Source organism: Arthrobacter sp. R-11 (genome assembly GCF_049913155.1).
Lineage (GTDB): Bacteria > Actinomycetota > Actinomycetes > Actinomycetales > Micrococcaceae > Arthrobacter.
Map to the genome: position 1 here is coordinate 1,962,103 of NZ_CP183979.1, position 25,805 is coordinate 1,987,907.

22 protein-coding genes are annotated in these 25,805 nt (G+C 60.7%); 10 read left to right on the forward strand and 12 right to left on the reverse strand.

Translation table 11 applies throughout. The annotated features are described in order from the left end of the window. Window positions 1-25: 25 nt before the first annotated feature. The 7 genes from ACN9M4_RS08880 to solA (ACN9M4_RS08910) form a co-directional block, all read right to left on the reverse strand. Window positions 26-511 carry a nuclear transport factor 2 family protein gene (locus ACN9M4_RS08880; RefSeq protein ID WP_426303160.1) on the reverse strand — a complete coding sequence of 162 codons (486 nt, stop codon included), beginning with the start codon at window positions 509-511 and terminating at the stop codon, window positions 26-28. Between the two features lie 970 nt (window positions 512-1,481). Then, the gene (locus tag ACN9M4_RS08885) at window positions 1,482-2,936 is read right to left on the reverse strand and encodes an NAD-dependent succinate-semialdehyde dehydrogenase (protein WP_426303161.1); all 1,455 of its coding nucleotides are present in this window, start codon (window positions 2,934-2,936) and stop codon (window positions 1,482-1,484) included. Further along, window positions 2,933-3,268: an SDR family oxidoreductase gene (locus ACN9M4_RS08890; protein ID WP_426303162.1), complete on the reverse strand. Its 336-nt coding sequence runs from the start codon at window positions 3,266-3,268 to the stop codon at window positions 2,933-2,935. The genes ACN9M4_RS08885 and ACN9M4_RS08890 overlap by 4 nt, the downstream gene beginning before the upstream one ends. Then, the gene (locus ACN9M4_RS08895) at window positions 3,213-4,358 is read right to left on the reverse strand and encodes an FAD-dependent oxidoreductase (protein WP_426303163.1); all 1,146 of its coding nucleotides are present in this window, start codon (window positions 4,356-4,358) and stop codon (window positions 3,213-3,215) included. The genes ACN9M4_RS08890 and ACN9M4_RS08895 overlap by 56 nt, the downstream gene beginning before the upstream one ends. A gap of 784 nt (window positions 4,359-5,142) precedes the next feature. Further along, complete coding sequence (locus ACN9M4_RS08900) at window positions 5,143-5,838, reverse strand: GntR family transcriptional regulator (protein ID WP_426303164.1); 696 nt, start codon at window positions 5,836-5,838, stop codon at window positions 5,143-5,145. A gap of 296 nt (window positions 5,839-6,134) precedes the next feature. Then, window positions 6,135-7,082, reverse strand: a complete 948-nt coding sequence (locus ACN9M4_RS08905) for a hypothetical protein (protein WP_426303165.1) — start codon at window positions 7,080-7,082, stop codon at window positions 6,135-6,137. A gap of 56 nt (window positions 7,083-7,138) precedes the next feature. Continuing rightward, window positions 7,139-8,323 (reverse strand): N-methyl-L-tryptophan oxidase, encoded by a 1,185-nt coding sequence (gene solA / locus ACN9M4_RS08910; RefSeq protein WP_426303166.1) that lies wholly within the window; start codon window positions 8,321-8,323, stop codon window positions 7,139-7,141. A 422-nt stretch (window positions 8,324-8,745) separates the two neighbouring features. On the opposite strand from solA (ACN9M4_RS08910), the gene ACN9M4_RS08915 reads away from it, so the two are divergent. Then, complete coding sequence (locus ACN9M4_RS08915) at window positions 8,746-9,186, forward strand: Lrp/AsnC family transcriptional regulator (RefSeq protein ID WP_426303167.1); 441 nt, start codon at window positions 8,746-8,748, stop codon at window positions 9,184-9,186. A gap of 103 nt (window positions 9,187-9,289) precedes the next feature. Here the strand turns inward: ACN9M4_RS08915 and ACN9M4_RS08920 are convergent, their stop codons facing one another. The 3 genes from ACN9M4_RS08920 to ACN9M4_RS08930 are packed head-to-tail and all read right to left on the reverse strand — an operon-like array spanning window position 9,290 to window position 13,120. Continuing rightward, window positions 9,290-10,669, reverse strand: a complete 1,380-nt coding sequence (locus ACN9M4_RS08920; RefSeq protein WP_426303168.1) for an aspartate ammonia-lyase — start codon at window positions 10,667-10,669, stop codon at window positions 9,290-9,292. Continuing rightward, a complete protein-coding gene (locus ACN9M4_RS08925) occupies window positions 10,666-12,081 on the reverse strand; it encodes an aldehyde dehydrogenase family protein (protein WP_426303169.1) in 1,416 nt (471 codons plus the stop codon). The genes ACN9M4_RS08920 and ACN9M4_RS08925 overlap by 4 nt, the downstream gene beginning before the upstream one ends. Beyond that, window positions 12,074-13,120, reverse strand: a complete 1,047-nt coding sequence (locus tag ACN9M4_RS08930) for a homoserine dehydrogenase (protein ID WP_426303170.1) — start codon at window positions 13,118-13,120, stop codon at window positions 12,074-12,076. The genes ACN9M4_RS08925 and ACN9M4_RS08930 overlap by 8 nt, the downstream gene beginning before the upstream one ends. Window positions 13,121-13,405: 285 nt before the next feature. On the opposite strand from ACN9M4_RS08930, the gene ACN9M4_RS08935 reads away from it, so the two are divergent. Then, window positions 13,406-15,565: a glycogen debranching N-terminal domain-containing protein gene (locus tag ACN9M4_RS08935; protein WP_426303171.1), complete on the forward strand. Its 2,160-nt coding sequence runs from the start codon at window positions 13,406-13,408 to the stop codon at window positions 15,563-15,565. Window positions 15,566-15,819: 254 nt separating this feature from the next. Further along, a complete protein-coding gene (locus ACN9M4_RS08940) occupies window positions 15,820-16,170 on the forward strand; it encodes a cupin domain-containing protein (RefSeq protein ID WP_426303172.1) in 351 nt (116 codons plus the stop codon). 132 nt (window positions 16,171-16,302) lie between these two features. Here the strand turns inward: ACN9M4_RS08940 and ACN9M4_RS08945 are convergent, their stop codons facing one another. Both ACN9M4_RS08945 and ACN9M4_RS08950 read right to left on the reverse strand, forming a co-directional pair. After that, entirely contained in the window at window positions 16,303-17,226 is a 924-nt protein-coding gene (locus ACN9M4_RS08945; RefSeq protein WP_426303173.1) for an ABC transporter substrate-binding protein, read from the reverse strand. A 711-nt stretch (window positions 17,227-17,937) separates the two neighbouring features. Then, window positions 17,938-18,618, reverse strand: a complete 681-nt coding sequence (locus tag ACN9M4_RS08950; protein ID WP_426303174.1) for a GntR family transcriptional regulator — start codon at window positions 18,616-18,618, stop codon at window positions 17,938-17,940. Between the two features lie 250 nt (window positions 18,619-18,868). On the opposite strand from ACN9M4_RS08950, the gene solA (ACN9M4_RS08955) reads away from it, so the two are divergent. From solA (ACN9M4_RS08955) to ACN9M4_RS08985, 7 genes are all read left to right on the forward strand, one after another. Continuing rightward, on the forward strand, window positions 18,869-20,026 hold the full coding sequence (gene solA, locus ACN9M4_RS08955) for an N-methyl-L-tryptophan oxidase (RefSeq protein ID WP_426303175.1): 1,158 nt from the start codon (window positions 18,869-18,871) through the stop codon (window positions 20,024-20,026). 179 nt (window positions 20,027-20,205) lie between these two features. Then, window positions 20,206-21,132, forward strand: a complete 927-nt coding sequence (locus tag ACN9M4_RS08960; RefSeq protein WP_426303176.1) for an ABC transporter substrate-binding protein — start codon at window positions 20,206-20,208, stop codon at window positions 21,130-21,132. A gap of 48 nt (window positions 21,133-21,180) precedes the next feature. Further along, window positions 21,181-22,080, forward strand: coding sequence for an amino acid ABC transporter permease (locus tag ACN9M4_RS08965; RefSeq protein ID WP_426303177.1), 900 nt, complete (start codon window positions 21,181-21,183; stop codon window positions 22,078-22,080). Next, window positions 22,077-22,844 carry an amino acid ABC transporter ATP-binding protein gene (locus tag ACN9M4_RS08970; protein WP_426303178.1) on the forward strand — a complete coding sequence of 256 codons (768 nt, stop codon included), beginning with the start codon at window positions 22,077-22,079 and terminating at the stop codon, window positions 22,842-22,844. Before ACN9M4_RS08965 ends, ACN9M4_RS08970 begins: the two co-directional genes overlap by 4 nt. Window positions 22,845-22,848: 4 nt before the next feature. Next, entirely contained in the window at window positions 22,849-23,979 is a 1,131-nt protein-coding gene (locus ACN9M4_RS08975) for an FAD-dependent oxidoreductase (protein WP_426303179.1), read from the forward strand. Window positions 23,980-24,140: 161 nt separating this feature from the next. Next, window positions 24,141-24,653, forward strand: a complete 513-nt coding sequence (locus ACN9M4_RS08980) for a RidA family protein (protein ID WP_426303433.1) — start codon at window positions 24,141-24,143, stop codon at window positions 24,651-24,653. A 38-nt stretch (window positions 24,654-24,691) separates the two neighbouring features. Then, window positions 24,692-25,798: an alanine racemase gene (locus tag ACN9M4_RS08985; protein ID WP_426303180.1), complete on the forward strand. Its 1,107-nt coding sequence runs from the start codon at window positions 24,692-24,694 to the stop codon at window positions 25,796-25,798. The last annotated feature ends 7 nt before the right edge of the window (window positions 25,799-25,805 follow it).

Here is a 25,805-nt window from a genome sequence, read left to right on the forward strand (position 1 = left end):
GATCAGCGTCCAATCACGGTGGTACTCAGTTCCCGAAGCTCACGCCGGGCTCTGCGCCAGGGGCGTCCTCGGGCGGCGTGAGCGCCTCGATGGCGATGAGCGGGTTCCAGTAGTCGAGGAAGTGGGTGACGAGCCCCTCGTCGTTTGTGTGGACGATTGAGACGACCTCTTGGTTGTACGGCTTGCCAGTTGGGACGGCAGTTCCTTCTGACCGGAACTCCGCGATGGCCAGAAGCGGGTCGACTGTCTCGTGGAAGACCACGTCGACGAACTCGACGTCGAAGGTCTTCGGGAAGTTCGCCATGTGGGCGACAAGCGCCTCGTGGCCCTGCACCGTTCGAGGCATTCCTGCCGGTGCGAAGGGGAACTCCAGTAAACCGTCGGGGGCGAACAGCTTCGCCCATTCGTCGGTCTGGCCCGCGGCGGTCAGTCGCAGGTGCTCGGTGAGGGCGTGCTGGGCTGGGGTCCGTGTAACGGACTGGGTGCTGTCAACGTGGGTGTCGGTGGTCATGCCGTTCTCCTATGAGCTGTTAGTGATCAATCAATCACTAACCATCAGTGTACACCACTCATTGTTAGTGATCAATCAACCACTAATGGATGCAAGGCTATGGCCCTATCGTCTCGGCTACTACACCGATGGAGGTGTGGTGTACGTGGATTCTGGATTCGTGCTCCAGAATCACATCCCGGCGATGTCCGTACCCGCACAAATACAGAGGCCCTCGGTTGTCGCTACAAGGCAGAAAAGTGAGTGTGCACAATGTGCACACCTTGCCCTGCGGACTGGCCCGTACATCGGTCGGACTCGGCCGGATTGGCTATGTTTTCGGCGGAGTGGCGGATTCCCGGGGCCTGGAATGTAATTCGAGTCCCACCTCGGGCACGTATTTTTCCAGCTCAGGGGCCGGTTGGCCGCTGAGTGTGGACAATTTGTTCACGGATGGGTCCCTTCGGGGGCCTTTCTTGTTTCGGGGTGCCTGCCTTCTTCGGGTGCTTGCTGGTTCTGTGGTCTTGCTTGTTCATGGTGGGTAGGGGCTCTTGTACATGACTTCTGAGGGTTCGCGACTGGGGCAACGGCGATTGCGTCAGCCTGTTAGAGGTTCCAGGGGTTTGGTCCGGTTTCGGCGCCGTTCTGATAGCGGAGCCAACGCTGGGTTGAGGGGCCCGGAGCGCAACTTGCGGTTCCGGGAGCAGTCTAAAAACTTTCTTTCCACCATGAACGGCCCAGGTAGCGTCATGGACTGTTGTGTGGTTGTGCTTATCCGGGCTTAGCTTCATCGCAGTTCCGCGTCCGATGCTGTACGCGCGGGACGATGCGGCTGAAGAGGGGATGGGTTCTGGAGGACTCGGGAGAGGACGCAGAACTGACGATCACCCGGCTGGATGAGTGTCACAGCCGTTGCTACCGGGTACGTTCCGGGAGGCGGACCTCATTAATGCTGAGACCAGCCATGGCTTTGCCCAAGCCTACGGGATCCTTAGACAGCTATTGCGGTGTATTTGGTTTCAAGAAATTCCTCGATACCTATCTTGCCGCCTTCGCGTCCCAGGCCTGATTGCTTGACGCCGCCGAAGGGTGCGGCCGGGTTGGACACCAAGCCGGTGTTCAGCCCGACCATGCCCACTTCCAGTTCCGCGGAGAAGCGCAGGGCCTTGTCCATGTTCTCGGTGAACACGTAGCCCACGAGTCCCCATTCGGTGTCGTTGGCCAGCCGGAGGACTTCGTCCTCGCTGTCGAACGCGGTGATGGCAGCGACGGGCCCGAAGATTTCGGTGCTCATCAGGTCCGCGTCCAGGGGGACGTCGGTGAGCACCGTGGGGGTATAGAAGTAACCGGGTCCTTCCGGGCGGCTTCCGCCGGTGAGGATCCGCGCACCCTTGGAGACGGCGTCCGCGACGAGGCTTTCAACCTTGTCCAGGCCCTTCTGCTCGATGACGGGTCCGACGTCGGTTCCGGCCAGGGCGCCGTTGCCCACCTTCAGCTCGGAGATCTTCTTGGCGAACTTCTCGCCGAATTCCTCGACGACGGACCGGTGCACGAAGAAGCGGTTGGCGGCGGTGCAGGCCTCGCCCATGTTGCGCATCTTGGCTTTCATGGCACCGTCAACGGCCTTTTCGATGTCCGCGTCGGCCAGGACGATGAACGGGGCGTTGCCGCCCAGTTCCATCGAGGAACGCATCACATTGTCCGCAGCCTGGCGCAGCAGGATCTTGCCCACTTCGGTGGAACCGGTGAAGCTGACCTTCCGGGCGATGCCGCTGCCCATCCACGTTCCCACCACGGCCGAAGCGCTGGCGGTGGTGACGACGTTCAGGACGCCGTCGGGAAGGCCTGCCTCGCGGAAGATCTGCACCAGGGCAAGGGAGGTCAGCGGCGTGAGTTCGGCGGGCTTGAAGACCATGGTGCAGCCGGCGGCCACGGCCGGGGCGATCTTGCGGGTGCCCATGGCCAGCGGGAAGTTCCACGGGGTGACCAGCACGCAGGGACCCACCGGTTCCTTGGTGATCATGATCCGGGTGTTACCGTCCACGGACGTGGCCTGGTCGCCGCCGATGCGCACGGCTTCCTCGGAGAACCAGCGAAGCATGTCGGCACCGTAGGCCACCTCGCCCTTGGCCTCGGCCAAGGGTTTGCCCATCTCGGCGGTCATGATCGCGGCAAGGCGGTCGGTGTTGGCAATGACCAGTTCGAAGGCCTTGCGCAGAATGTCCGCCCGCTGGCGCGGCGTGGACTTGGCCCACTCCGCCTGGGCGCGGTGCGCGGCTTCGATGGCTGCCTGGGCTTCCTCCGGGCCGCCGTCTGCCACGTGGGCAATGACCTCGTGGGTAGCCGGGTTTTCCACCGGGAAGGTGGCTCCATTGGCAGCCTTCTGCCAGGCGCCGTCGATGAACAGTTCAGTGTGAAGACCTGAAGGGTCGAATGAGGTGCTCATGTCACGCTTTCATGGATCGAGGAGGGAAATTTCCAATGAGCTTGCGGGATTGTCGTGCTTGATGATGACGAGTACGCAACTAGCTTCGGGATGTCATTTTCACAGCCGGGGGCCGAAGGCGACGTTCGTCTGAAGGCGGTGTATCCGCCGTCGACGGGCAGGACCGCCCCAGTGTAGGAGGACTCCGCGGACGCCATGAAGAGAACGGAGTTCGCGACTTCTTCGGGTGTGGCGAGGCGCTGGAGGGGGATCTGTCCCTCGCGCTGGCGGCGGTAGTTAACGTGCCTTGTCGATCGAGCGCGTAGGGGCCATAAATTCAAACTTGCTGTCATTGTTCCCTTGGACCATGTCGGCTGCGATCCGTCCGATGCCGGGGCACATTTTGAACCCGAATCCTGCAAACCCGTTGGCCAGAAGAATGTTTTCGCTGCCCGGCAGGAATCCCAGGAACGGGATCCAGTCATCCACGTAGAAGTCTGCCCAGGCACCGGCCCGTATCGGACTCTTATTGAGTCCTGGGAAGTATTGGGCAACGTGCCTTTCCATGTACTGGATCTCCTCCACCGTCTGTCCGCGGAAGTAGTCATAAGGTCCAGTCATCTCAGTGGGCGCTCCTCCGGGAGCGATTTTCACGGACCCTCCGCCGTCCAGGCTTGGCGCGCCGTACAAGGTCCCATCGGCGACCAAGCGCTGAAAGACTGGAAACTTTTCCGCGCTGAAATCATGCCCGGGCAGGGGGCTGAACCAGGTGAGTTTGATGCGGCCGGCACGGCTCTTGTTGCGAAGCTCAGGATTGAGATGCTCCCCCGACCATGAACCGGTGGTCACGACGACCTTTTTGGCAGTCCATTGGTTTTCGCCGTCGGTCAATACCACGCCTTCCGGCGAGGCGTGGTGAATGCTGACCTTTGAATAGTCGTGGACCTCGGCTCCCAAGGCATTTGCCCGCGTGACTGCGGTCAGCACAGCCTGTTCGCAACGAATAAAGCCTTGGGTGGCGTCAAACATCCCGATTTCGTCCGAGTCCAGCCGGTGTTCCGGAAACCGGTTCTGCATTTCCGATCGGCTGAGGTATTCGACCTCCACGCCGGCTTGTTCTGCCGCGACCTTAGCGGCGACCATCCTCGAATCCTGAGGACGTCCGATCATAAGGCCACCGGTTGCGGTCAGGATTTGGATGTCGGAGAACTCCTGTAGCGTCTCCCAGCGGGTGCGAGCCAGCTCAATCACCGGAGTATATTCCGGGCGGCTAGTCTGCATCCGCCTGAACAGACGGGTCTCGCCACCAACAGCTCCACGATCGTGGCCAATTCCAAACTGCTCGAACCCAACGACGTTCAGGCCGTCCTCCGCGAGCTGCCATAGTGCCATGCTCCCCATGGCGCCCAAGCCGATAACGGCGACGTCGAACTCCGTGTGCATAAGATTCCTTCTTGGTATTTCAGGCCCATACGGCCGAGGGAAAGCATCGCCAGACACGAGGGTGTAGGTGTCATATCTGTGCTCTGGTTGACGATCCAAGTGGCAGCACCCGGACTTGCCCATCGCTGCTTTCAATCGCAAGTGATCGCTCGTCGCCCGATATCCCGGGCGCTTAGAGCGTCTTTTGAATGTTACCCATACCCAGACTCGTTCGACAAGATTGTCCGACAGAAATTTTCTGGGTTGTTGACTGCCGCTCTTGCTGCTTTCGAGCTTGCAGGCTTGGGCAGGTTCCTCTGTCAGGGCTTCTCAAGCAGGAGGCAAGTCCGGAATGTGCGGCAGCCACGGTCTGTGGAGTTCAGGCATCAGACGTGGTGCGCCTAAGACGTGTTGGAAAACGCGGACGGCGACGATGCATCTGGTCGGCTAGATGTATTACCCACAGACGACATGCCGCCTTCGATAAAAGCGCCAACCGCAACCGTGGCGTAAACGGTGGCAGAGGCCGAGGTGTTGCCCGTCGAGGCGCAGACCACGGCCCGGGCGCCGGCCGCGAGCGGGCGGTCATGATCATGCCACGCTCCTTGCGGTAACCCGTGCTGTCTATTACATCCAGGTTGAGGTATCGAGGGGACTGGGAAAATTCGGACAGCTTTTGCGCATGAGTAGGGGGCGCTCCACCCTCGCCCAGCGTGACGAGCTTCGTTGCTTCCGTTAGCGGCGAACGCACGTTTGCGCCGTGTCGGCCGTGCTCGGGCCCTATGGGAACGCCGAGCGCATCCGGTCAAAATTGGGCGCCGGGAGTTACCTCTGCCTCGTCGTGTTGATGGTAGTGGTCTTCTATAGCCCGCTGAAGAATCTCGGGATCGCCACCGACCACGGCGTCGAGAAGTTTAAGGTGCCGTTCGGTAGCCACCTCTCCCGGGTACTTAACGCCAGGGCGCAGGATTGTCGGGACTGTAATCACATTCAGAAATGGTTGCTGCCTCCGCCATGTGTCTATCAGCCAAGGGTGCTTGCACTCAGCAATCAGCGAGCCATGAAAGGTGCGATCCAGTTCCCAAAACCTGTCAAAATCGCGCACCAGGTCGAGTTCACTCATCTGCTCAGCGGCTTCACGCATGGTTTGCACAGTCTCCGGGCTGACAGGAAAATTGATGCTCCGAACAGCCTGCAACTCAATCATGGCGAACACTTCGCCAAGTCCCACGACGTCCTCGTGGCTGAACTCTCGCACAGAATAGCCTCTGTGCGGTTCCCCAAGGACAAATCCCATGGCCGCCAGACGCTGAAGGGCCTCACGGATAGTGCCCCTGGAGACTTTGTGTTGTTCTGCCAGGTCAAGTTCGCCGAGTCTTTCCCTCGGGTACCGTGCGCCAAGCAGGATCTCGTTCCGAAGGGCGGTAGCTACCATATCAACCCGGGTGGGTTTCTTCTGCGCCGTGCGGGAACCTGTTCCTGCTGGCAGTTCTTCGGTCATTGTCGATGCTCCTAGCCTGTTCGCGATACGGACACAAGGCATTGCAACCGCGGTCCGCAACGTTAATTACACCAGTTGTTTCGGTGGCTTCATTCCGTCTGTTCCCGCATGCCGCCATCTATACAGACTGACAGCTTGATGGTGGGGCAAGAGCTTCAACGCTTTTTCGGTGTTTCCGATCCACCAGACGCCTGGGTCGTAATGAGGGACGCCAGCATGCATCCCGAGCGGCTACTTCAGTTCGTCGCGCCTATCCAGGGATGCAAACTGTAACGGGTACATGGAGCGTCCTTATTTCAATGTGGCTCTGCGACGTTCACGGGCGTTGCGATGGAAGCGATAAGATCCCCAGAGTTCACCGCCAGACTTGAGATCCCATAAATGAGAACTCCCGGAACGGGCGACCGGGCCTCCTGAAGCACGGCTCCAAAAGGATCGCGGACGATGCCAAGCAAGGCGCCGGCTTCGACGGGCGAACCGGGCAGTACGTGGCCGAACCATAATCCAGAGCTTTCGCACATCACGCCTTGGCTCTTGAACGGAGGCAACGGAGTTCTCGCCTCGTTGTCCTCGTCCAGCAGACCAGAGATCTTTGCTAGTCGATCAAGGCCTTCCCGCTGAACCGCCACTTCCGATGGGGACCACTTGCCTTCCCCGCCGACTTCGATGAGGACGGAAGGGATTCCGGCACGTGACGCTTCTGTAGTGGAGGTTCCCTCGGTGTCCACCAATACAACTCTCGGAACATCAAATTGGCTCGCCATTCTCAGTGATGCATCGTTTACGTCTGGCGTTCCAACGTTGCTGACACACGCATAGTTGTCCAGGACTTCGGGGATGTCGCCGCTGTGACAATCTACGTAGTAATTACCGCGAGAGATAATGTTTGACCACAGCCAGTAGGCAAGCCGCCCAGTGGGTCCACCGTTTGGATCGCCGGGAAAAGCGCGGTTGAGATTCTTTCCGTCCATCGGGTTGACGAACGCGGTTCTCTTGAAGAAGGCAAGAGGACTGGACTGTAGCGAAGCGATGACGGTTCCTTGAATGGCCGTGGGATCCAGGTCGAAAACAAAGTCCCGTAAAGCCACCATGGAAACGTATTCACCGCCGTGGACTCCCGCGGTGACAGCAAGAATCGGCCCGGGTCGTTCTCCATGAACGATGACGATGGGAAGCTTAAGGACCTCTTCATCGATCTCGACCGAACAGTAGCCCGATGACCGCGTCCCTGGTTCAGCAACCAAGGACCCCACCCTGAATGGCTCACGTGGACGATTCATCTGGATCTCCCGTAACTACTTCAGCTAAGTGGCAATGACGTGAACTTGGAGTCTGGTCCCAGGAACCTTGCAGGGTTCATGAAACTGACGTCGGTGGCAGTTGTTCCGTCCAGAACAAGGTCAGCGGCAATAGCGCCCAGGGCAGAGGCCATCTTGAAGCCGTGGCCGGAGAAGCCGACCGCAGCTACAACGCCGTCCATTCCGGGCACGGTTCCCAACAATCCGGTCTCGTCTGGTGTGTAACCGTCTGCGCAGAGGGCAACCCGAACCGGGTCCGGAATCAGTCCAGGAAGGAATTCCCGGACCCATCTAAGGATGGGTTCCAAGTACTCAGGGTCCCACGAAAGAGGCTTCTCCATGGACTCCACTTCGTCCATATAGACGCTCCCCGCTACCTTCACAGTCCAACCATCTGCGCTCGGGAACCCGTAAAGGCGAACTTTGTCCGAGCGCTCGTCTTCCTCAGCCCTCCGGAGGAAGACCGGCAGGCCTTCCCTGCAGAATACGGATGGATCCACAGCCGGGAACCAGGTCAGGACTTGCGGCCGAACCGAAAGGTGAACGCCGAGTTCCTTGCACACCGCACCAGCGCCGGTGCCCTGCGAGAGGATCACCCGGGAGGCGATGATTTCTTCATGATCGGTTTTGACGACATATCGGTCACCATACGTCTGAACGGTGTGTGCTTTCCGGTTTCCCAGGAACTGGGCGCCAAGCCGTTTGGCCTCAACCAGGGCGGCGGTCACCGCTTTCTCTGACTTCAGGTAGCCTCCCTCCGGATCAAAGATCGCAACATCGTTGTCCCTGATGACATGATCGGGATACTTTGCCCTGGCCTCATCGCCCCGGAGAAGTTCGTAGTCGAGGCCGTGCTCTTTGCCGGCCGCCACAAGCGAAGCCAACCGCGGGTTGTGTTCGTCGAAGATCGTGACAGCACCCGTGGTGTCGAGCAATTGAGTCCCGCTAATTGCCTCCAGCTCGCGCCAGAGATCCTGAGACCGTTGCAGGATCGGCGTGTAGTGCCCGCCCTCCGCATACACCTTGCGGAAAACCCGCGATTCGCCGGCGTAGGCGGAGAATGGGCCCGGGATCGAAAAGCGGTCGATTCCGATGACCCGCAGGCCGCGGGAGGCGAGCTGCCAACTTGCCATGCTCCCTACGGAGCCGACTCCAACGATTGCGACGTCCGTTTCAAGTGCTGTCATGTTCTTACCTTGTTTTCAGTGAAGAGGTTGGGCGTGGTGCAGACCCTGATGGAAGCCGGCAAACGCTTCGCAGACTTGTTCTACGTATGGGACGCGCGCCCCGGACGCGTTCAGCCTTGAGGTTCGCCGCTGACCCGTATCAGAGGGTAAAGATTGTCTGTCATTATTGTCCGACAGAAGCTAAGATCAATCTAACACTGTACCTTCGGCTAGGGAAGCGTGGTAACGCTTGTTTCAAGGCGATGATCCATCGATTCGATACCCTTTCGAGGGGTTCAAGAAATCCGGTGCTTGGGCCGTGAGTCGGGTGTGCCGTCTACGAGACGCCCGTGCCCAAGAGCAATGGCATCAACCTCGTTATGCCAGTGTCCCACCGGCAACAGTCGGCGGCCGCCCATCGAAATCCCTCGATAGGAACGACCATGTCCAAGAGCAGTGACGAGATCGATGCTCGGATCCTCGCCGAGCTGCGCATCAATGCGCGAATCAGTCTTGCCCAGTTGGGCGAACGTGTCCTCCTTTCCCGCAACGCCGTCCGGCAACGGATTGAACGATTGGAGCGCGATGGTTACATTCGCGGCTATACAATCCGGGAATCGGTGATCGACGGCGCCTCCAAGGTCAGCGCGTTCCTCTTCATCCAGCGTCGTGACCGAGTGCGGGGCAGCGATGTGATTGCGGGTCTGCGCGCAATTCCCGAAGTGGTGGTCTGTGACGTTGTTAGTGGGGAACTGGACATTGTTGTCAGGGTTGAAGCGTCGGATGTAGCCCGGATCCGTGAGATTTGGTGCCGGGTCTCTGAGTTTCCCGGAGTGAAGGACATAACAACTGCCCTTTCTCTTTCAACGGCCATAGACAGGTAGCCAGAACCTTCTGCCTTGGCCTGATTCAGGCTGAATGCGACCGCGCTGGCGGGCTGCTCGTCCTGGAGACAGCCCACCAGCATCCAACTCGGCGCTGACGTCCCTATGGCGTCTGGATCAGCGAATCCACCTGTTCTTGGTTAAGCCATCCATCACCCAGCGCAATCTCTACAACACTTTGACCTGAGCCCAATGCCCTGTGAGCTATCTCAGCGGCCAGGTTGTAACCCAGGATCGGCAGTAACGCGGTTGCCTGCGCGGTGGACGCCCGGGCCCGGGTTCTGAGCAGTTCCTCATCGGCTTCGATCCCGTTTACGCACAGTTCCGCGAGCACATCGCATCCGTTGCAAAGCCAGGACATGGACTCCAGCAGAGCATGGGCAATCGCGGGTTCGAATGCGTTTAGTTGGAGTTGGCCGTTCTCTGCGGCCATGGTGACGGTTGTATCTGCGCCTGCAACGAAGTATGCAATCTGGTTCACAACCTCTGGGATGACAGGGTTGACCTTTCCAGGCATGATCGACGAGCCTGCCTGACGAGCCGGAAGCTTGATCTCGGCAAGACCCGTTTGTGGCCCGCTCGAGAGAAGGCGAAGATCGTTGCAGATCTTCGACAGCTTGATGGCGGTCCGTTTCAATGCGCCAGAAAATGTCATGAAGGCCCCGGTGTCCCAGGTGGCTTCAATCAGATCTTCAGGCTTGGAAAGTGAGACTCCGGAAACAGCCGAAAGATTATCGACGATGCGCTCAATGTATCCAGAATCTGCAGTGATGCCGGTCCCGATGGCCGTGGCACCGAGACTGCATTCGGTCAGCAATACGGCAGCCCCGCGCAACAGTCGCTGGTCCTCATTGATCGTCACCGAAAAGGCCTTGAACTCTTGCCCAAGCGTCATGGGGACAGCGTCCTGCAGTTGTGTGCGCCCGATCTTCGGGATCGAATCGAATGCCTTCCCACGTTCTGCGAAGGCATTGGACAGCCTTCCAAGGCGGTTGAGCAGTTCATCCAAGGCAAACACGAGCGCCAGGCGCACCGCCGTGGGGTAGACGTCGTTGGTTGACTGGCATTTGTTGACGTGTGCAATTGGATCAACCACGTCATAACTTCCCAACGGGTGGCCCATTGTTTGTAGTGCCAGATTCGCAATCACTTCATTGGCGTTCATGTTGGTGGAAGTTCCGGCTCCACCCTGAATGACGTCGACTCTGAATGCGTCATCGACGTCGCCAGTTGCAACGACATCGCAAGCAGAGGCAACGGCTTGCCCGACGTCGTCGGGAATCAGTCCCAGTTCCGTATTAGTCAAAGCAGCCGCTTTCTTGACGCACGCAAGGGCGCGGACCAATTGGCGATGCTTCCCCAGATGTATCCCGCTGATGGGGAAGTTCAAGATCGCGCGCTCAGTGTGGACGCCCCAGAGTGCGGACGCCGGCACGGCAAGGGCGCCGAGGCTGTCCCTTTCAATGCGAACACCTGTGGTCATGATGCGATGGCGATGACTTTGGGCTGTGTCATCTCTTCATAGGCGAACCTGACCCCTTCACGGCCCATGCTTCCGTACTTTGAACCACCGAACGGCATGGCATCATGGCGATAATCCGAGGAGTCATTGATCATGACGCCGCCCGCGTCAATGGCCCTGGCTGTTTCCATCGCCCGGGCGAGATCTTTGGTGAATACGCCTGCCTGCAGGGCGTACTCGCTGTCGTTGGCCAAGCGAATCGCCTCGTCCTGTGTGTCGAAGGGTTCGATCAGGACCACTGGGGCAAACAGTTCCTCTCTCCAGGCTTCGCAAGAGCGGGAGACTCCGGTAAGCACGGCCGGTGTCAGGACTGCGCCATTCAGGGTGCCACCGGTAAGCAGGCGTGCCCCTGCCTTGACTGCCTGGTCGATCTTCCGTTTGGCTTCTTCAGCCGCGGCCCGGCTGATCATCGGCCCTACATCGGTGCTTTCGTGCGCCGGGTCACCAGCCACCAGTGCACTTGTTTGGGACACAAAAGACTCGAGGAAGGCGTCAAAAATCGTGCGGTGCACCAGGATCCGCTGCGCACCGATGCAGTTCTGTCCAGCCGCCCAGAAAGATCCGGAAACGCTTGCCTCAACTGCACCGGGCACGTCCGCGTCGTCATACACAATGACCGGTGCGTTCCCGCCGAGTTCCATGGAAAGGCGCTTGATGCCAGCGCTGGCAGCGATGGCACTGCCGGTGGCGAATCCGCCCGTGAAGGAGACCATTCTGACCAGCTGGGATTCAACGATGGCCTGCCCAACATTGCGGTCCCCAAGCACAACGACGATAAAGTCATCCGGGAGTCCGGCTTCCACAAGCAAATCCACCAGGAACATCGCCGAAAGGGGTGTCAGCTGGGAGGGCTTCAGAATGACTGTGTTCCCGCCTGCGATCGCGGGCCCAAGCTTATGGGCGACCAAGTTCAGGGGATCGTTGTAGGGAGTTATCGCGGCAATGAGTCCCAGAGGCTCCCGGCTAAACCAGCCGAACCGGTTCTCAGAGCCGGCAAAGGAATCGAAAGGCACAACTTCACCCGCATTGCGGCGCGACTCGGCTGCAGAGAGCTTGAGGGTGTTGATTGCCCGCGAGACCTCCTTGCAGGCCTGCCGAATGGTCTTGCCGGCTTCAAAGACGATAAGGTTCGCGGCCTTGTCCGCGCGCTGCTTGAGTAAATCCGCTGCGGCGTCCAAGATTTGGGCCCGCTCATGCCGAGGCATGGCCGCGGCTGATGCGGACGCGGCCGCCGCGCGCGTCAGCTCCCGCTCAACGTCTTCCTTGGTTGATTGCGGGAGGTGCGCCAGAACAGTGCCGTCGTACTTGTTGTAGACGGCCAAGTCGTCCAGAGATTCAGCGGACTTGATATGGACGATGGTCGTTTCAGACACGGACGCCTCCCTTGATGAACGTGTCTACTGCGGCAATGTCGGAAACCAAGGCATACGCGGTTTCCGTCCGGCCTGCTCCAGGGCCGGAGACCGTGACGGCGCCGAGGAGGTCGGTTTCGAATGAAACCGCGTTGGTCGCACCGGAAATGCCGGCAAGAGGGTGGTCCGCGGTGAGGGTGGCTGGTCGCACACTTGCCGTGATCTTGCCGTCTATTCCGCGGGTGGCTTCGCCGATGAGTTTCCAGCGCTGACCGTTTGCCAGTGCCTGTGCGACCTGGTCGCTGGTAATTTCCTGGATTCCTGTGGTGTCGACTTCATCGGGATGCAGGCTGGCGCCGAGAAGCTCGTTCGCCAGGATGGCAACTTTGAGCCGCACGTCAGATCCGCCGATGTCTGCAGTTGGGTCCGCTTCGGCATAACCGCGCTCCTGGGCCTCTGCGATGGCTTCCTCCAAGCGCAATCCTGCTTCCATCCGGCCCAGGACGTAGTTGCTGGTTCCGTTGAGGATGCCCTGGACTCCCTTGAGCTCAAGTCCATCGAACATTTTTTGGGCCAGGCGCAGCACAGGAGTGCCGCTCATCACCGATCCTTCGTACTCGAAGCTGGTGTTGGTTTCCTTGGCCAGAGCATTGAGTTCCCTGCCGTGAAGAGCGACTGGTCCCTTGTTTGTGGTCACGACGTGCTTGCCCGCAGCAAGGGCCCAACGCACGTGCGACACAGCAGGCTCTCCGTCCACCGGGCTTGTGAAGGTTGCCTCGACGACAATGTCAGCAGGGCTGTACTTGATGACTTCTTCGTTGCGCGGTTCGGAGGATCCACCGCGGAGTCCTTCGAACGTGGCTCCTCGCGGCATGGCGAGTACTGTCGCCAGATCGATGCCTTCCTCTTGCACCAGTGAACCGAACGCAAGATCCGTAATTGCAACTACGCGAAGTTCGAATCCGAGAGCTGCGAAGCGGTGTGGTTCGTCGCGAATGAGCGCGGCCAGGGCTCGATTCACCCCGCCGAAACCAATCAGGGCCAGGTTATACGTCGTCACTTGATCTCCTTTGTGGCTATTGAAAGCTTGTACTTAAAGCTTCTGTCCGCAGAGTGTCAGTCAGCTATGAACGCATCGCTCGTTGACTATGACGAACGGACCAAAAATGGTGGGTCTTGTGGACCAAATGGGCGCGGCATGAGCGGCCACCATATGCCGCCCAAGGTGCTATGGCATGCAAAACCAATGCGGCGTAGCGTGGTTCGACAACGGCCTGGAAGCGATCTGGCCCACAGGGGCCATGTTTGAACAGGACGCGCAGGCCTTGGTTCTAGAGGAGCCGGGATGGCTGGATGGAATGCTGATACAGCAGCGGGGCCAGGCGGAGGGGCGGTCACTCTGGTGGAGGGATCATCCTTCTGTATTTCGTTGCCCAACGGAGATATTCATCCTGCTTACCCACATGGTGTCTTCTTTCAGGACACCCGTATCCTGTCCGGCTGGAGCCTGACCATTAATGGGCAGGAGCTGGAGCCCTTAGCGGCGCAAATGCTGGAACCGTATCGGGCGCGGTTTGCTGCCCGCGTTACTCGAACAGATGGTTATGCGGACAGCCCGTTGATTGTCGAGCGGCTGCGTGAAGTGGGTGCCGGAATCCAGGAGCGGCTAACTGTTCGAAACTTTTCTGCGGCGCCGGCGGAGTGTCTTATTGCGGTGGGATTGGAAGCCGATTTCGCCGACCTATTCGAAGTCAAGGAAGGACGGACTCCGCGCCACTGGGATGAGACGCGTCAGGCTGATGGCGAATCACTGGTTATCAGTGCTTCCTGGCAAGGGGTCCGGAAGAGCATCAGCGCGCGCGCACCCGGCGCCGATATCGCCGTGGACGGTATTTCATTCAGGACGTCCATCCCGGCTCACGGTGAATGGAGCAGCGTCCTTGCGGTGGTACCCGCCGGGGAGGGAGCGGATCCTGACAGTACGTTTATCCATGCGGGAGTGGATGGTCTGCTGTCTCCGCGGGATTTGCGGCGACAAGAGTGGGTGGCCAAGATCCCGGTGCTGCAGATGGGCAACCGCTCGATCGAGCGCATACTCCGGCGCAGCTACGACGACTTGGGTTCTCTACGTATAGAAGACCCGGATCATGCAGAGCGGGTCGTGGTGGCTGCCGGTGCTCCATGGTTCATGACACTCTTTGGTCGCGACGCGCTGTGGGCAGCTGAAATGGCGATGCCCGTTGATCCGTCGCTGGCCCTGGGAACACTGCAAACCCTGGCGGATCGCCAAGGTCAAGTGGTGGATTTATTGAGCGAAGAGGAGCCGGGCAAGATTCTGCATGAAGTCAGGCTGGATGTGTCCAGTAGCTTGTCCTTGGGCGGAAAGTCCGTTTATTACGGCAGCGTCGATGCAACGCCACTGTTTGTTTGCTGGCTTGGGGACGTCAGCCGCTGGGGGTTCGCGCCGGACACTATTGCCAGTTTGTTGCCTCATGCAGACCGTGCACTGGATTGGATACGTGATTACGGGGACAAGGACGGGGATGGGTTTGTTGAGTACGAACGCCTCAACCCGCAGGGCCTGATAAATCAGGGTTGGAAGGATTCCTGGGATGGAATCAATTTCGCGGACGGGAGGCTGGCCGAGCCGCCAATTGCCCTCTGTGAGGTGCAAGCCTATGTCTACTCGGCGTTTATGGCCCGTTCTTGGATAGCGTTCGACACCGGCGACAGGCGTTTGGCCGAGGAGCTCGCTGATCATGCCGCCCAACTGAAAAAGCGGTTCAACGAGCAGTTCTGGATGCCCGAGCGCGGGTATTACGCCGTGGCCCTGGACGGGAAAAAGCGCCAGGTGGACGCGTGCGCATCCAATATGGGCCAGTGTCTGTGGTTCGGCTTGGTGGATGAGGACAAGGCACCGTTGGTGGCCGAAAGGCTGATGTCCCCAGAGATGTTTAGCGGTTGGGGAGTGCGAACCCTGGCGTCGGACATGGGTGCCTATAACCCTGTGAGCTATCACAACGGGTCAGTCTGGCCCCACGACAATGCGATTATTGCTGCTGGCCTCTTACGGTACGGCTTTGTTGAAGAGGCACAGCGGATTTCAACGGCTCTGTTCGAGGCGGCCGAGTTCTCGGATGGTCGGCTGCCGGAATTATTCTGCGGTTTTAGCAGGGAGCGGTTCCCCGAACCCGTACCATACCCGACAGCTTGCGCCCCTCAGGCATGGGCCGCGACCACACCGATTCTGCTGGTGACGAGCCTGATGAGATATGACGCCGATGTTTCCAGGGGTGGTCTCTGGATGGATCCCGTTCTCCCGCAATCCTATGGGGATGTCCACATCAGCAACGCACCCATGGCGGGAAGCCGTATCACTATCGATGTCACAAATTCGGTCGCAAGAGTTGAAGGCCTCCCGGAGGGAATGGCGCTTTATCGCGGGCACCGTCCTTGGTTTACGGAACTAGTTGAGAACGCCAGCAAAGCTGAACCCGAACGGTGAGCGCCTTGAGGTACTGACAAGGCTGCTCACTAGTGGGCAAGATTTGTCTATCAAGATTGTCCGACATTGTGTATCATCGTCGCTGTAGCATCTTGAGTTCCCGGAGGGCCGGCCTCGGCCTCAGCTTCGGATCCTGCTGACAAGTGGCACCAATGTTGTGCTGTCAGGGGAGTACTCCACGGTTCTATATCCAGGCCAACGAAGGTTGGCACACTTCTTCGTGGGCAAAAAGCGCCCGGAAACGGAATGATTTTATGGTCAAGGCGATTGTGTTGAACGACACCCAAACGGCAGATCTGGGCGAGCATGTCCTGAAGCCGACGAGTACTACGCCGGGGCAGACGGAGGTGTCCTTTAAGGTCTGGGAAGCCGACGGCGCCCGCACAGGCGTGTGGGAGGCTACTCCTGGAACATTCACGAGTACCCGCGAGGGCTTCAATGAGGTCTGTGTCATCCTTAGCGGAACGGCCACTATCACCGACGAGAGCGGCAGCTTCGACATCGGGCCCGGCTCGCTCTTTGTCACTCCGGAAGGATGGCGCGGCAGCTGGACCGTTCACGAAACCCTTCGCAAGGTTGGGTTTGTTCAGAACCTCCCGGCCTAGCCGATCGCCTAGCATTTTCCGGTAGGGGCGTTCTGCCTCTCTATCCGGCGAGCAAAGGTCGCGCATTGGAGGAGTCCGGTCCCTTAGGGGCCGGACTCCTGTGCTTACTTTCGATGAGCGTGGAGGCGTCCGCTAGTTGAGCCTGGCTTCGGTGATTGCGCCGAACTCCAGACCCCATGTATTTAGGGCTTCCTTGTACTCCGGGCTTTCAAGGATCGATTGGATCGCTGCCTGTATGGCCGGCGTCAGCGGCGAGCCCTTCTTCAGCGCGACCGCCGTGATGCCGGTGCCACCGACGTTCAGCGGCGGGGTGAGCATCTGGAAGGAGTCCGGCTGCTGCTTCTGCGCCCATGCCAACGCGGTCGTGTCATAGAGGATTGCGTCGATCCTCTTGGCACTTAGCTGGACGAGGGCTTCCTGGATGTTGGGTAGCGTCACAGGGTTGATCGCAGGCTTGCCCTGGGAGGTGCAGGTCTTCTCGTTCAGTGCAGGAAGACGCAGCAGCTGCCCGGTGGAGCCCTGGGTGACGGCGACGTTCTTTCCGCACAGGGTCTCGTTGCTCAGGTTCTGCGGGTTCCCGGCGTTCACGCCGATGGAGCTGCCGGCCTTGAAGTAGTCGATCATGTCCAGGACCTTGAGTCGCTCATCGGTCTTGGCCATGGTCGAGACTGTGAAGTCGTACCGGCCACCGTCAAGACCCGGGATGATCGTGTCGAACTTCGCATCCACGAACCTCACCTTCACCCCCAGCTTCTTCCCGATCAGCCTCGTGATGTCGGGGTTCAGGCCGATTGCGGTCTGGTTGTCCTCTGCGAGGAAGATCGTCGGTGGGTAGTGCAGGTCCGCCGCCACTGTGAGCTCGCCCTTGTCCTTGTAGGACTGGGGCAGCAAGCTCACCGCCTTCGGATCTGGCTGGACGCCCTCGGAGATGTCCCGCAGACCAAGTTCGGTAGGGCTGGCAGAAGGTTCGCTACCGGCAGGGGTGCCGCAGGCGCCAAGGGTTAGGAGGGCGGCAAAGGCAGTTGCGGCGGCGAAGACCTTGCCCTGAATCTTCATGATGCTTTCCTTGAAGTCATTTCTTGGGCAATAACGTGGATGCTGGATTCACTCGTCTTAGTTGACGTTGGAACCCCAGGGATCTGTGAATGGTCGGGGGATTAGACCTTGCATCAGACCACTGGTTGGCAGCCGGGTGGAAGCTCTATCGGCGGCTCAGGTTCCAGATGCAGAATGGCGCTGTCACTTGAGCCTTGAGCGCGAAGTCCGCATAAGCCCACACCACTTCCGCTTGTGACGCTTCAATAGGCAACAACCAGGAGCGGGTCCGGGGAGAGGCCCGGGTAGATGGCAGAATTTCTGTAGGCAGCTTCTGAGCCCAACGACCAGATGTGACCACGAGATGATCATAACGCTGGTGCTCGCCCTCAGCGCAGACCTGGGGATACCGTCGTCGTCGGTTTCGATACCGGCAGCGAGGGCTTAGAACCGCAGTGGGCGCGAAGGGCGGCGGGCCCGGAAGCGGGTCGGCATTCTGAGCAGCCCGATCGCGGCAAGGTGAACCTGCGTACCGTGGAGGATGAAAACTTCGCTCGCAGGGAATGGCCGGTTCGGACGGCGGTCGGTGCCTCCTCGCTCGGAATAAGAGGTGTGGACCCCAACCTGTCCACGGAGTCCATGACGTTGGCGAAACTTTGGTTGAAGCGCGTCCAGCGTGAGGCTGACAGCGGGAGAGGTTCGTATCGCCGCCTGTCTCGTCGCGATCCGCTCTTAGGCTTGGTAGTAGTGCTCTTCGAGAGCCTTGATCAGCAGCTCGCGCTCTCCGGTTATCGCGGCGTCCAACAGCAACAGATGGCGGTCGGCCTGGTTTCCGGCGGTGCCCACGCCGCGCCGCATGATCGGCACCATCTGAACTGCTAGAAGTGATTCCAGGCTCTGCCAGGCCTCGAACAGCTTGCCCTTGGGCTGTTGGCTCATCAGCGTCCCGTGGAAGTCGCGGTCAAGTCTCATCAGATCGTCAACGTCTTCCGGGAGGCGCAGCCCGCGCATACGTTCCGCGATAGCCCTCAGCTCGATTTCAGCGCTTTTGGGCAAGGGGAGCGCAGCGTGCAGGGCCGCTCTTCCCTCAAGTGCTGCGAAGACTTCCCCGATCTCAGCAATGTCGCTGTCGCTGAAGTAGCGAACCCGGGTGCCGGACCCTGGCGTGAACTCGACGAGGCCGGTTGACGCGAGACGTGTGAGGGCTTCGCGCACCGTGCCGCGGCTCACCGAGAGGTCCTCAGCGAGCCTCGTCTCTACAAGATGCCGACCGGGGTCGAGGGTTCCAAGGATGATCTCCCTCCTGATGAGGTGCTCCACCTGGTCCACCAGCGTGGTTCGTTCCGAACCCCGTGGTGCAAGGGTCCTCGCAAGAGTTGTCCTTGCCGGCTCAGAGAATGGCTTGCTCTCCATGCTTTCACTCCCCTAGATGACTCACGGCAGACACCCCGTTCGAAGTGAGCCTTGACACAAGATTGTGAAACGATAATATCAAACAGTGACGTCAGACATGATTGTTAGACAAAATAAGAGAGTCGTGATTCCTTGGTGACGCCATTCCACGCAGTGAAGGCGCTCGAACCCCGGAATTTCCAGGTTCATCACCACGAGCCCCGCGGTTCTCGCGGAAGAACTCCTTATCGCTCCCACATAGGAGGTTTGAATGAGCACTACCAGGAAACGCGTCGCGGTCATAGGCCTGGGAACCGCTGGCAGTATGGCGGCTTGGCGCCTGGCCTCGCGGGGCGCGGATGTCGTTGGCTACGAGCAGTTCGGAACGGGCCACGACCGCAGCGCCCATGCCGGCGAATCACGGATCTTCCGAACCGCCTACTTCGAAGATCAGGACTACGCGCCGCTGATCCGCAGCGCGAAGGCGCTGTGGCGTCAGCTCGAGGCCGAGACGGGCATCGAGCTGCTCACCCTCACCGGCAACCTCATGCTGGGGGAGGCCTCGGCCGAGATGGCGAACGTCAGTGAATCCATTGAGAAGTTCGGGGTCGACGCGGTGGCCATTCCCCTTGAAGAAGCACGCAAGCGGTGGCCCCAGCATCCCTACCGGGAGGGCGACGTCGTCGTCCTGGACCGGGAAGGAGGGTATCTCCGTCCGGAGTTGGCCGTCCTGAAAGCGGCCCGCAGGGCCGAGGCGCTTGGCGCCGAACTGCGGACCTACACCCCGGTCGAGGGGATCGAGGTCAAGGTCGACGGCGTCTGGGTCACGGCTGGTGGCCATAGCGAGCGCTATGATCATGCCGTAGTCACACCGGGTCCTTGGGCCGGGAAGCTCTTCCCCGAACTTGCGACGCTCATCGAGGCGCGCAAGGTGGTGTCGGCGTGGTTCGCCGGGAAGGAACCGGGCGCGTTTGATCCGGCACGCTTCCCGTGCTTTGTCCGGGCGACTCCTCGGGAGTTCTACGGATTGCCCGCGATGGCCGGGAACGGGTTGAAGCTCGGTCTCTCCGGCGCGGTCAACCAGCCGGTTCCGGATCCCGACGCCCTCGACCGGACGGTTCCGCTGGATGAGGTGCAGACCTTCAGGGAACTCGTAGCCGAATCCTTCCCAGGCCTCTACCCGGATCCGATCCGTGTCAGCGCCTACATGGAGGGCTACACCCGGGACGGGCACGGAATTGTCGGCCGGCTCGGTGGTGAGGAACGCATCACCGCCGTCACGGGCCTGTCCGGCCATGGATTCAAGCTGTCCCCCGCACTCGGGGAGATCGCCGCCGACTATGCGCTCACTGGCTCGAGCGAGAACACCCTCGCGCTGCTGAACCCGGATCGGTTCCTTGCAACGCCGACCGTAACGGAGAACCCGTGACGTGAGGCCTATGTTCCGGCCATAAACCGAGCCCCATCATCATGGCAGCCCGACGCCGATGACGACGAGCGCCATGTCCACAAGACAGAGCACGGTCAAATTCTCAGAAAAGCCACCGGTGCTACGACCGGGCTTTCGCACAACCTCACCACCCCAACCAAATGATTCAAGGAAGCATCATGAAGACAGCACGAAAGGCCGCTGCCGCGGCTGCGGCCCTGGCCCTCCTCCTGACCCTGAATGCCTGCGGCACCGCTGCCAGCGGCGATTCCGGCAATCCCAGCCCCACCGAAATCGGGCTGCGGGACATCTCCGAGGGCGTCCAGCCCGACCCCAAGGCTGTGAGCCTGCTGCCGCAGTCGTACAAGGACAAGGGCGAACTTACGGTCGCCGCTGACCCGAACAGCCCGCCGACCATCTTCCTCGCTCAGGACAACCACACCCTCATCGGCCTCAATCCCGACATTACGCGGCTCATTGCCAAGAAGCTTGGGGTAAAGGTGAAGTACGTGGAAGCGAAGTTCGACACGATCATCCCTGGCCTTGATGGGGGACGTTACGACTTCACCGTCTCCACCATGGCGAAGACCGATGAGCGGCTCAAGGTCGTAGACATGATCGACTACTTCAGGGCCGGTACATCCATCGGCGTGAACGCGGGAAACCCGCAGAACCTGAGCAACGAGACCCTGTGCGGAAAGAACATCGCCGTCATCCAGGGCTCCACGGGCCAGCTCAAGCGCCTCCCGGCCCTGAATGAGAAGACCTGCACCTCCCAGGGCAAGCCGGCCATCAACGCCGTCACGCTGCCGAGCGTCCAGGAGGCGCTGGTCCAGCTGCACGCAAAGCGGGTCGACGGCGTCCTCTACGACACGACCGCACTCGCCTGGGCGCAGACGCAGCAGCCGGACTCGTTCAAGATGCTCACGCCAGCGCTGAATGTTGGTGGTACCGGCATCTGTGCTGTCGCCGTGAAGAAGGGTTCGGACCTGACTCCGGCTCTGCAGGCGGCAGTCCAGTCGATCCTTGGTACCCCGGAGTACAAGTCGTCCCTCAAGACCTGGGGCCTGGAGTTCGGGGCCATCGCCGACGCCAAGCTCAACTAGCGGGTGGCCTGAATGACGACTGCTATCAAAAAAGGAAGCAAATTACCGATGGGGAGCATCGATGCGGTGCTGAAGCCGCGGCTTCGGGTTCGGACTCCCACCGAGTACGCCGGATGGATCCTGAGCATCCTCATCGGCATCGGGATCCTCGCCTCGGTCCTGACGAACCCCAACTTCAAATGGGGCATCGTCGGAAAGTACTTCTTCGCCGAATCGATCCTGCGCGGGCTCATGCTCACGATCTTCCTGACGATCGCGAGCATGGTCATGGGAACACTGCTCGGCCTTGCCTTGGCGATCATGCGTTCCTCGCATGTGAAGCCGGTGTCCATTGCCGCGAACATTTACATCAATCTGTTCCGCGGCACCCCGGTGCTGGTCCAGCTGATCTTCTGGTTCAACGTCTCGGCCCTGTATCCGAACCTGATGATCGGGATCCCGTTCACGGACATCGGCATGGCCGTAGACGTGAATACCCTGATGGGCCCGATCACCGCGGCGTTGGTCGGTTTGACCCTGAACGAGGCGGCCTACATGGCCGAGATCATCCGCGGCGGTTTCTCCGCCGTCGGAAAGGGACAAATTGAGGCCGCCGATTCCCTGGGCATGAGCGCCGGAATGCGGATGCGCAAGGTCATCATCCCGCAGGCGATGCCCTCGATCATCCCGGCCACCGGCAACCAGGTGATCGGCATGTTCAAGGGAACGTCCCTGGTCAGTGTCCTGGGCGTTGCTGAGCTGCTGCAGAGCGCGCAGCTGATCTACGCCCGCACCTTCGAGACCATTCCGCTGCTGATCGTCGCCAGCCTCTGGTACCTGGTGATGACCCTGCTGCTGAGCTACCCGCAGGCCAAACTCGAGAAACGATACTCGCGTGCAACCTCCACGCTGCCCCGGAAGGCGAAAAAGGTTGTCCTGAGAGAACAGGAAGAAGGTAACCTCCGATGAGCACTGACGGTACGATTCAGGTCCGGAGCCTGCGCAAGTCCTTCGGACACAAGACGGTCCTGCAGAACATCGATCTGGACGTCGCCAGCGGCGAAGTCTGCTGCATCATCGGCCCGTCCGGCTCCGGCAAATCCACCCTGCTTCGCTGCCTCAACGGTCTGGAAACCGCCGATTCCGGTGTGCTGAAGGTCAATGGCGAGGACTTCGGTTACTACGAGACCGACCACGCCTACCACGCCCTGAGCAGGAAGAAGCTGGCCCAGCAGCGCACCCGGGTGGGGATGGTCTTCCAGCAGTTCAACCTCTTCCCGAATATGACCGCCCAGGAAAACGTCATGTCCGGCCCGGTCCTGGTCAAAGGGCAGGACAAGAAGATGGCTGCCGCCCGAGCGGACGAACTGCTGGCCAGCGTGGGACTCGACGGCCACGGGTTTAAGTACCCCGCCCAGCTCTCCGGCGGACAGCAGCAGCGCGTGGCGATCGCCCGTTCCCTGGCCATGGACCCGGAGATCATGCTCTTCGACGAACCCACCTCGGCCCTGGACCCCGAAAAGGTCGGCGAAGTCCTTGCCGTCATGAAGGACCTGGCCAAGAAGGGCATGACCATGGTGGTCGTCACCCACGAAATGGGCTTCGCCCGCGAGGTCTCCGACTCCCTGCTCTTCATGGACGAGGGCTACATCATCGAACGCGGCGACGCCCGCGAAGTCCTCGGCAACCCCCAGGAAGTCCGCACCCGGTCCTTCCTCGAGAAAGTGCTCTAAAGAAATGACAGATGGAAAACTGGCCGTCATCGGTCTTGGCGCCATCGGAAGCATGGCCCTGTGGCAGGCCGCCCGCCTCACGGACTCCGTGGTCGGCTTCGAAGCACAAACCCCCGCCCACGGCCGCAGCGCCGTGGGCGGGGACACCCGCCTGTTCCGCAGGCTCCACCTGGACCCCCGCTTTGATCCGCTGCTGCAGCAATCCGAGCGGCTTTGGGCTGAACTTGAAGCCGAAACCGGTCAAGACATCCTCCTCCGCTGCGGTGGGCTCTACATCGGCACCGAGAACGGCGGATATATCCAGCAACTGCTCGAGTCCGTCCGAGCAACTGGAACCTCCCACGAGCTTCTGTCGCGGGATCAGATGGCAGAGCGTTACCCGCAGCACAACCTCCGCGAGGACGACGTCGCGGTGTTCGATCCCAACGGTGGCGCGCTGCGGACCGATCGCTCCGTCACCGCTGCGATTGCCGCAGCCCAGGCCAACGGGGCGACCGTACACAACAACACCCCGATCGATGGGATCAGGGAAACCGCGGACGGCGTCGTCGTGACCTCCGGGGACCAGTCGTGGACGTTTGAGAACGTGATCGTCTGCTCCGGCGGATGGTCGCGGAAGCTCCTGCCGGAACCGCTGCTGGCACAGACTCAGCCCTACAGGGTCTTTCTCACCTGGTTCGTCGCGAAGGAACCCGCGCTCTTCTCCCCGGAACGGTTCCCGATCTTCGTCCGGCTCTCAGGAGACCACTCCATGTACGGCGCGCCCGCCGTCGACGGGGTGACGGTCAAGGCAACGCTGGATATGCGCCCAACTCCTGCCGAACGCCCCGGTGCCGTAGCCAGGGAACTCACCTCAGAGGAAATCGCAGAGACGATGGAGACGGTGAGCGAGTTTTTCCCTGGCCTGTACCCGAACATTGTCCGCTCCGACGCGTTCCCCGACCTCTTCACCAGCGACCGGAAGCCGCTTCTGGGCAAAATCAGCCCCGGCGGCCGAGTTTACTGCGCCACCGGTTTCTCCGGCGGTGGCTTCAAAATGGCTACCGGTTACGGGCAAATCGCCGCCCAGGAGGCGCTCGGCAAGGAAAATTACGACAACCTCGACTTCCTTCGTCCGCAAAGGTTCACAGCTTGATCCACGCCTAAGGCAGGCACAGCCGACGGAGGCCTAACAATCCAATTTTGGCCAGCTGCCCATTTCAGCATCCTTTCGTACGCCCGTTTGGCGTTAATGTGCCAGACCCGCATGTATTCGTTCATGTCGACAATCGACAGGCGAAGAAGGACTCCGTGACAATGACAACAGAACTGCAGAAGGTTGCCGGCACATCGCAGGTACCGGAACGCGAAACGACCGATTCGGCCTTGGATCGGCTCCGTGCCCTCGGCCTGAAGCTACCGGTCCTCGCCGGTAACCCGTACTACGTGGACCACCGGGCGGTGGGGGAGAGCATCCATATTTCGGGCCAGCTGCCGTACAAGGATGGCGAGTTGCTGGGTCAGGGCATTCTTGGCCGGGACGTGGACGTGGAGACGGCGCGGGAGCTTGCTCGCCATGCTGTGCTCAATTGCCTTGCTGCCGCTGTGCAGGCGGTTGGAGACCTGGAGCGGGTACGGATCGTGCAGATGCTGGTCTTCGTGGCCAGCACCCCGGACTTCGGTTTGCAGTCGCGGGTCGCCGAAGCCGCCAGTGAATTGCTCATCGAGGTGCTGGGTGAGAACGGGGGGCATGCCCGCACCGCGATTGGTGTTGCCGGGCTGCCGCGCGTCTCTCCTGTCGAGATCCAAATGATCTGCACTGCGGCGTAGAACCGCGCCGAACCGAACCGAACAAACAGGAGCACAGTGTGAACACCCTTCAACGGGCGCTCGACGCCCTCGTGGAGCGAATCGACACCCCGGCCCCCATCATCCTTGCCGACGTGATGCAGGAAAACATTGACCGGATGCAGGCCTTCGCCGACCGGCAGGGCCTCCAGGTCCGGCCGCATGTCAAGACGCACAAATGCGTGGAGATCGGCCGCCGCCAGATCAATGCAGGAGCCGTCGGAATCACCGCGGGCAACGTTGGTGAGGCCGAGGTCTTCGCCGCGGCCGGGTTTGACGACATCTTCATCGCGTACCCGGTCTGGACCGCCGGGACCAAGGGCCCGCGGATCCGCAAGCTGGCCGAGACGATTCGATTGCGGATCGGCGTCGACAACCTCGTGGCCATCGACGCCCTCGCCGACGCAATGGGCGACGACGCCGGACGGCTGGGGGTCGTGGTCGAGGTCGACTGCGGCGCGCGCCGCTCCGGTGTAGCTCCGGAGGCCGCGGGCGAGCTCGCGGCCGCCGCCCGCAAGCGGGGCCTCGTGCCGGCGGGTGTGTTCACCTACCCCGGCCACGGCAGCGCTGGCCCCGACGCCCGCGAGCGTGCCGCGCAGGACCAGGAGGCCGCACTCAAGGCCGCGGTGCGCAGTCTCGAGGCGGTAGGCATCACCCCGGAGGTGGTCAGTGCCGGCTCGACACCCACCGCGGAATTCGCCACCAACAGCGTGATCACCGAGATCCGTCCCGGCGAATACGTGTTCAATGACCTGGGCAACGCCCGGCTCGGGGCCTGCACGCAGGACCAGATCGCGCTGTTCGTCGCCGGCACAGTAGTTAGCGACCAGGTTCCCGGCCAGGTCATCCTCGACACCGGCACCAAAGCCATCGGCCGCGAAGGCACCCCCGAACTCGGCTACAGCGGCATCGCCGGAACCAACGCGGTGCTGTCCAAGCTCAACGAGTACCACGGATTCCTCCCGCTCCCCGACGGGGACTTCCGCCCAAGCGTCGGGACCGTGGTTCCCGTGGTGCCCAACCACGTCTGCCCGGTGGTGGTCAATTTCGAGGAATACATCGTCACCGACAGCACCGGGACGTCCCTCGAACGCTGGGCCGTCGACGCCCGCGGATTCAACAACTAACGGCACG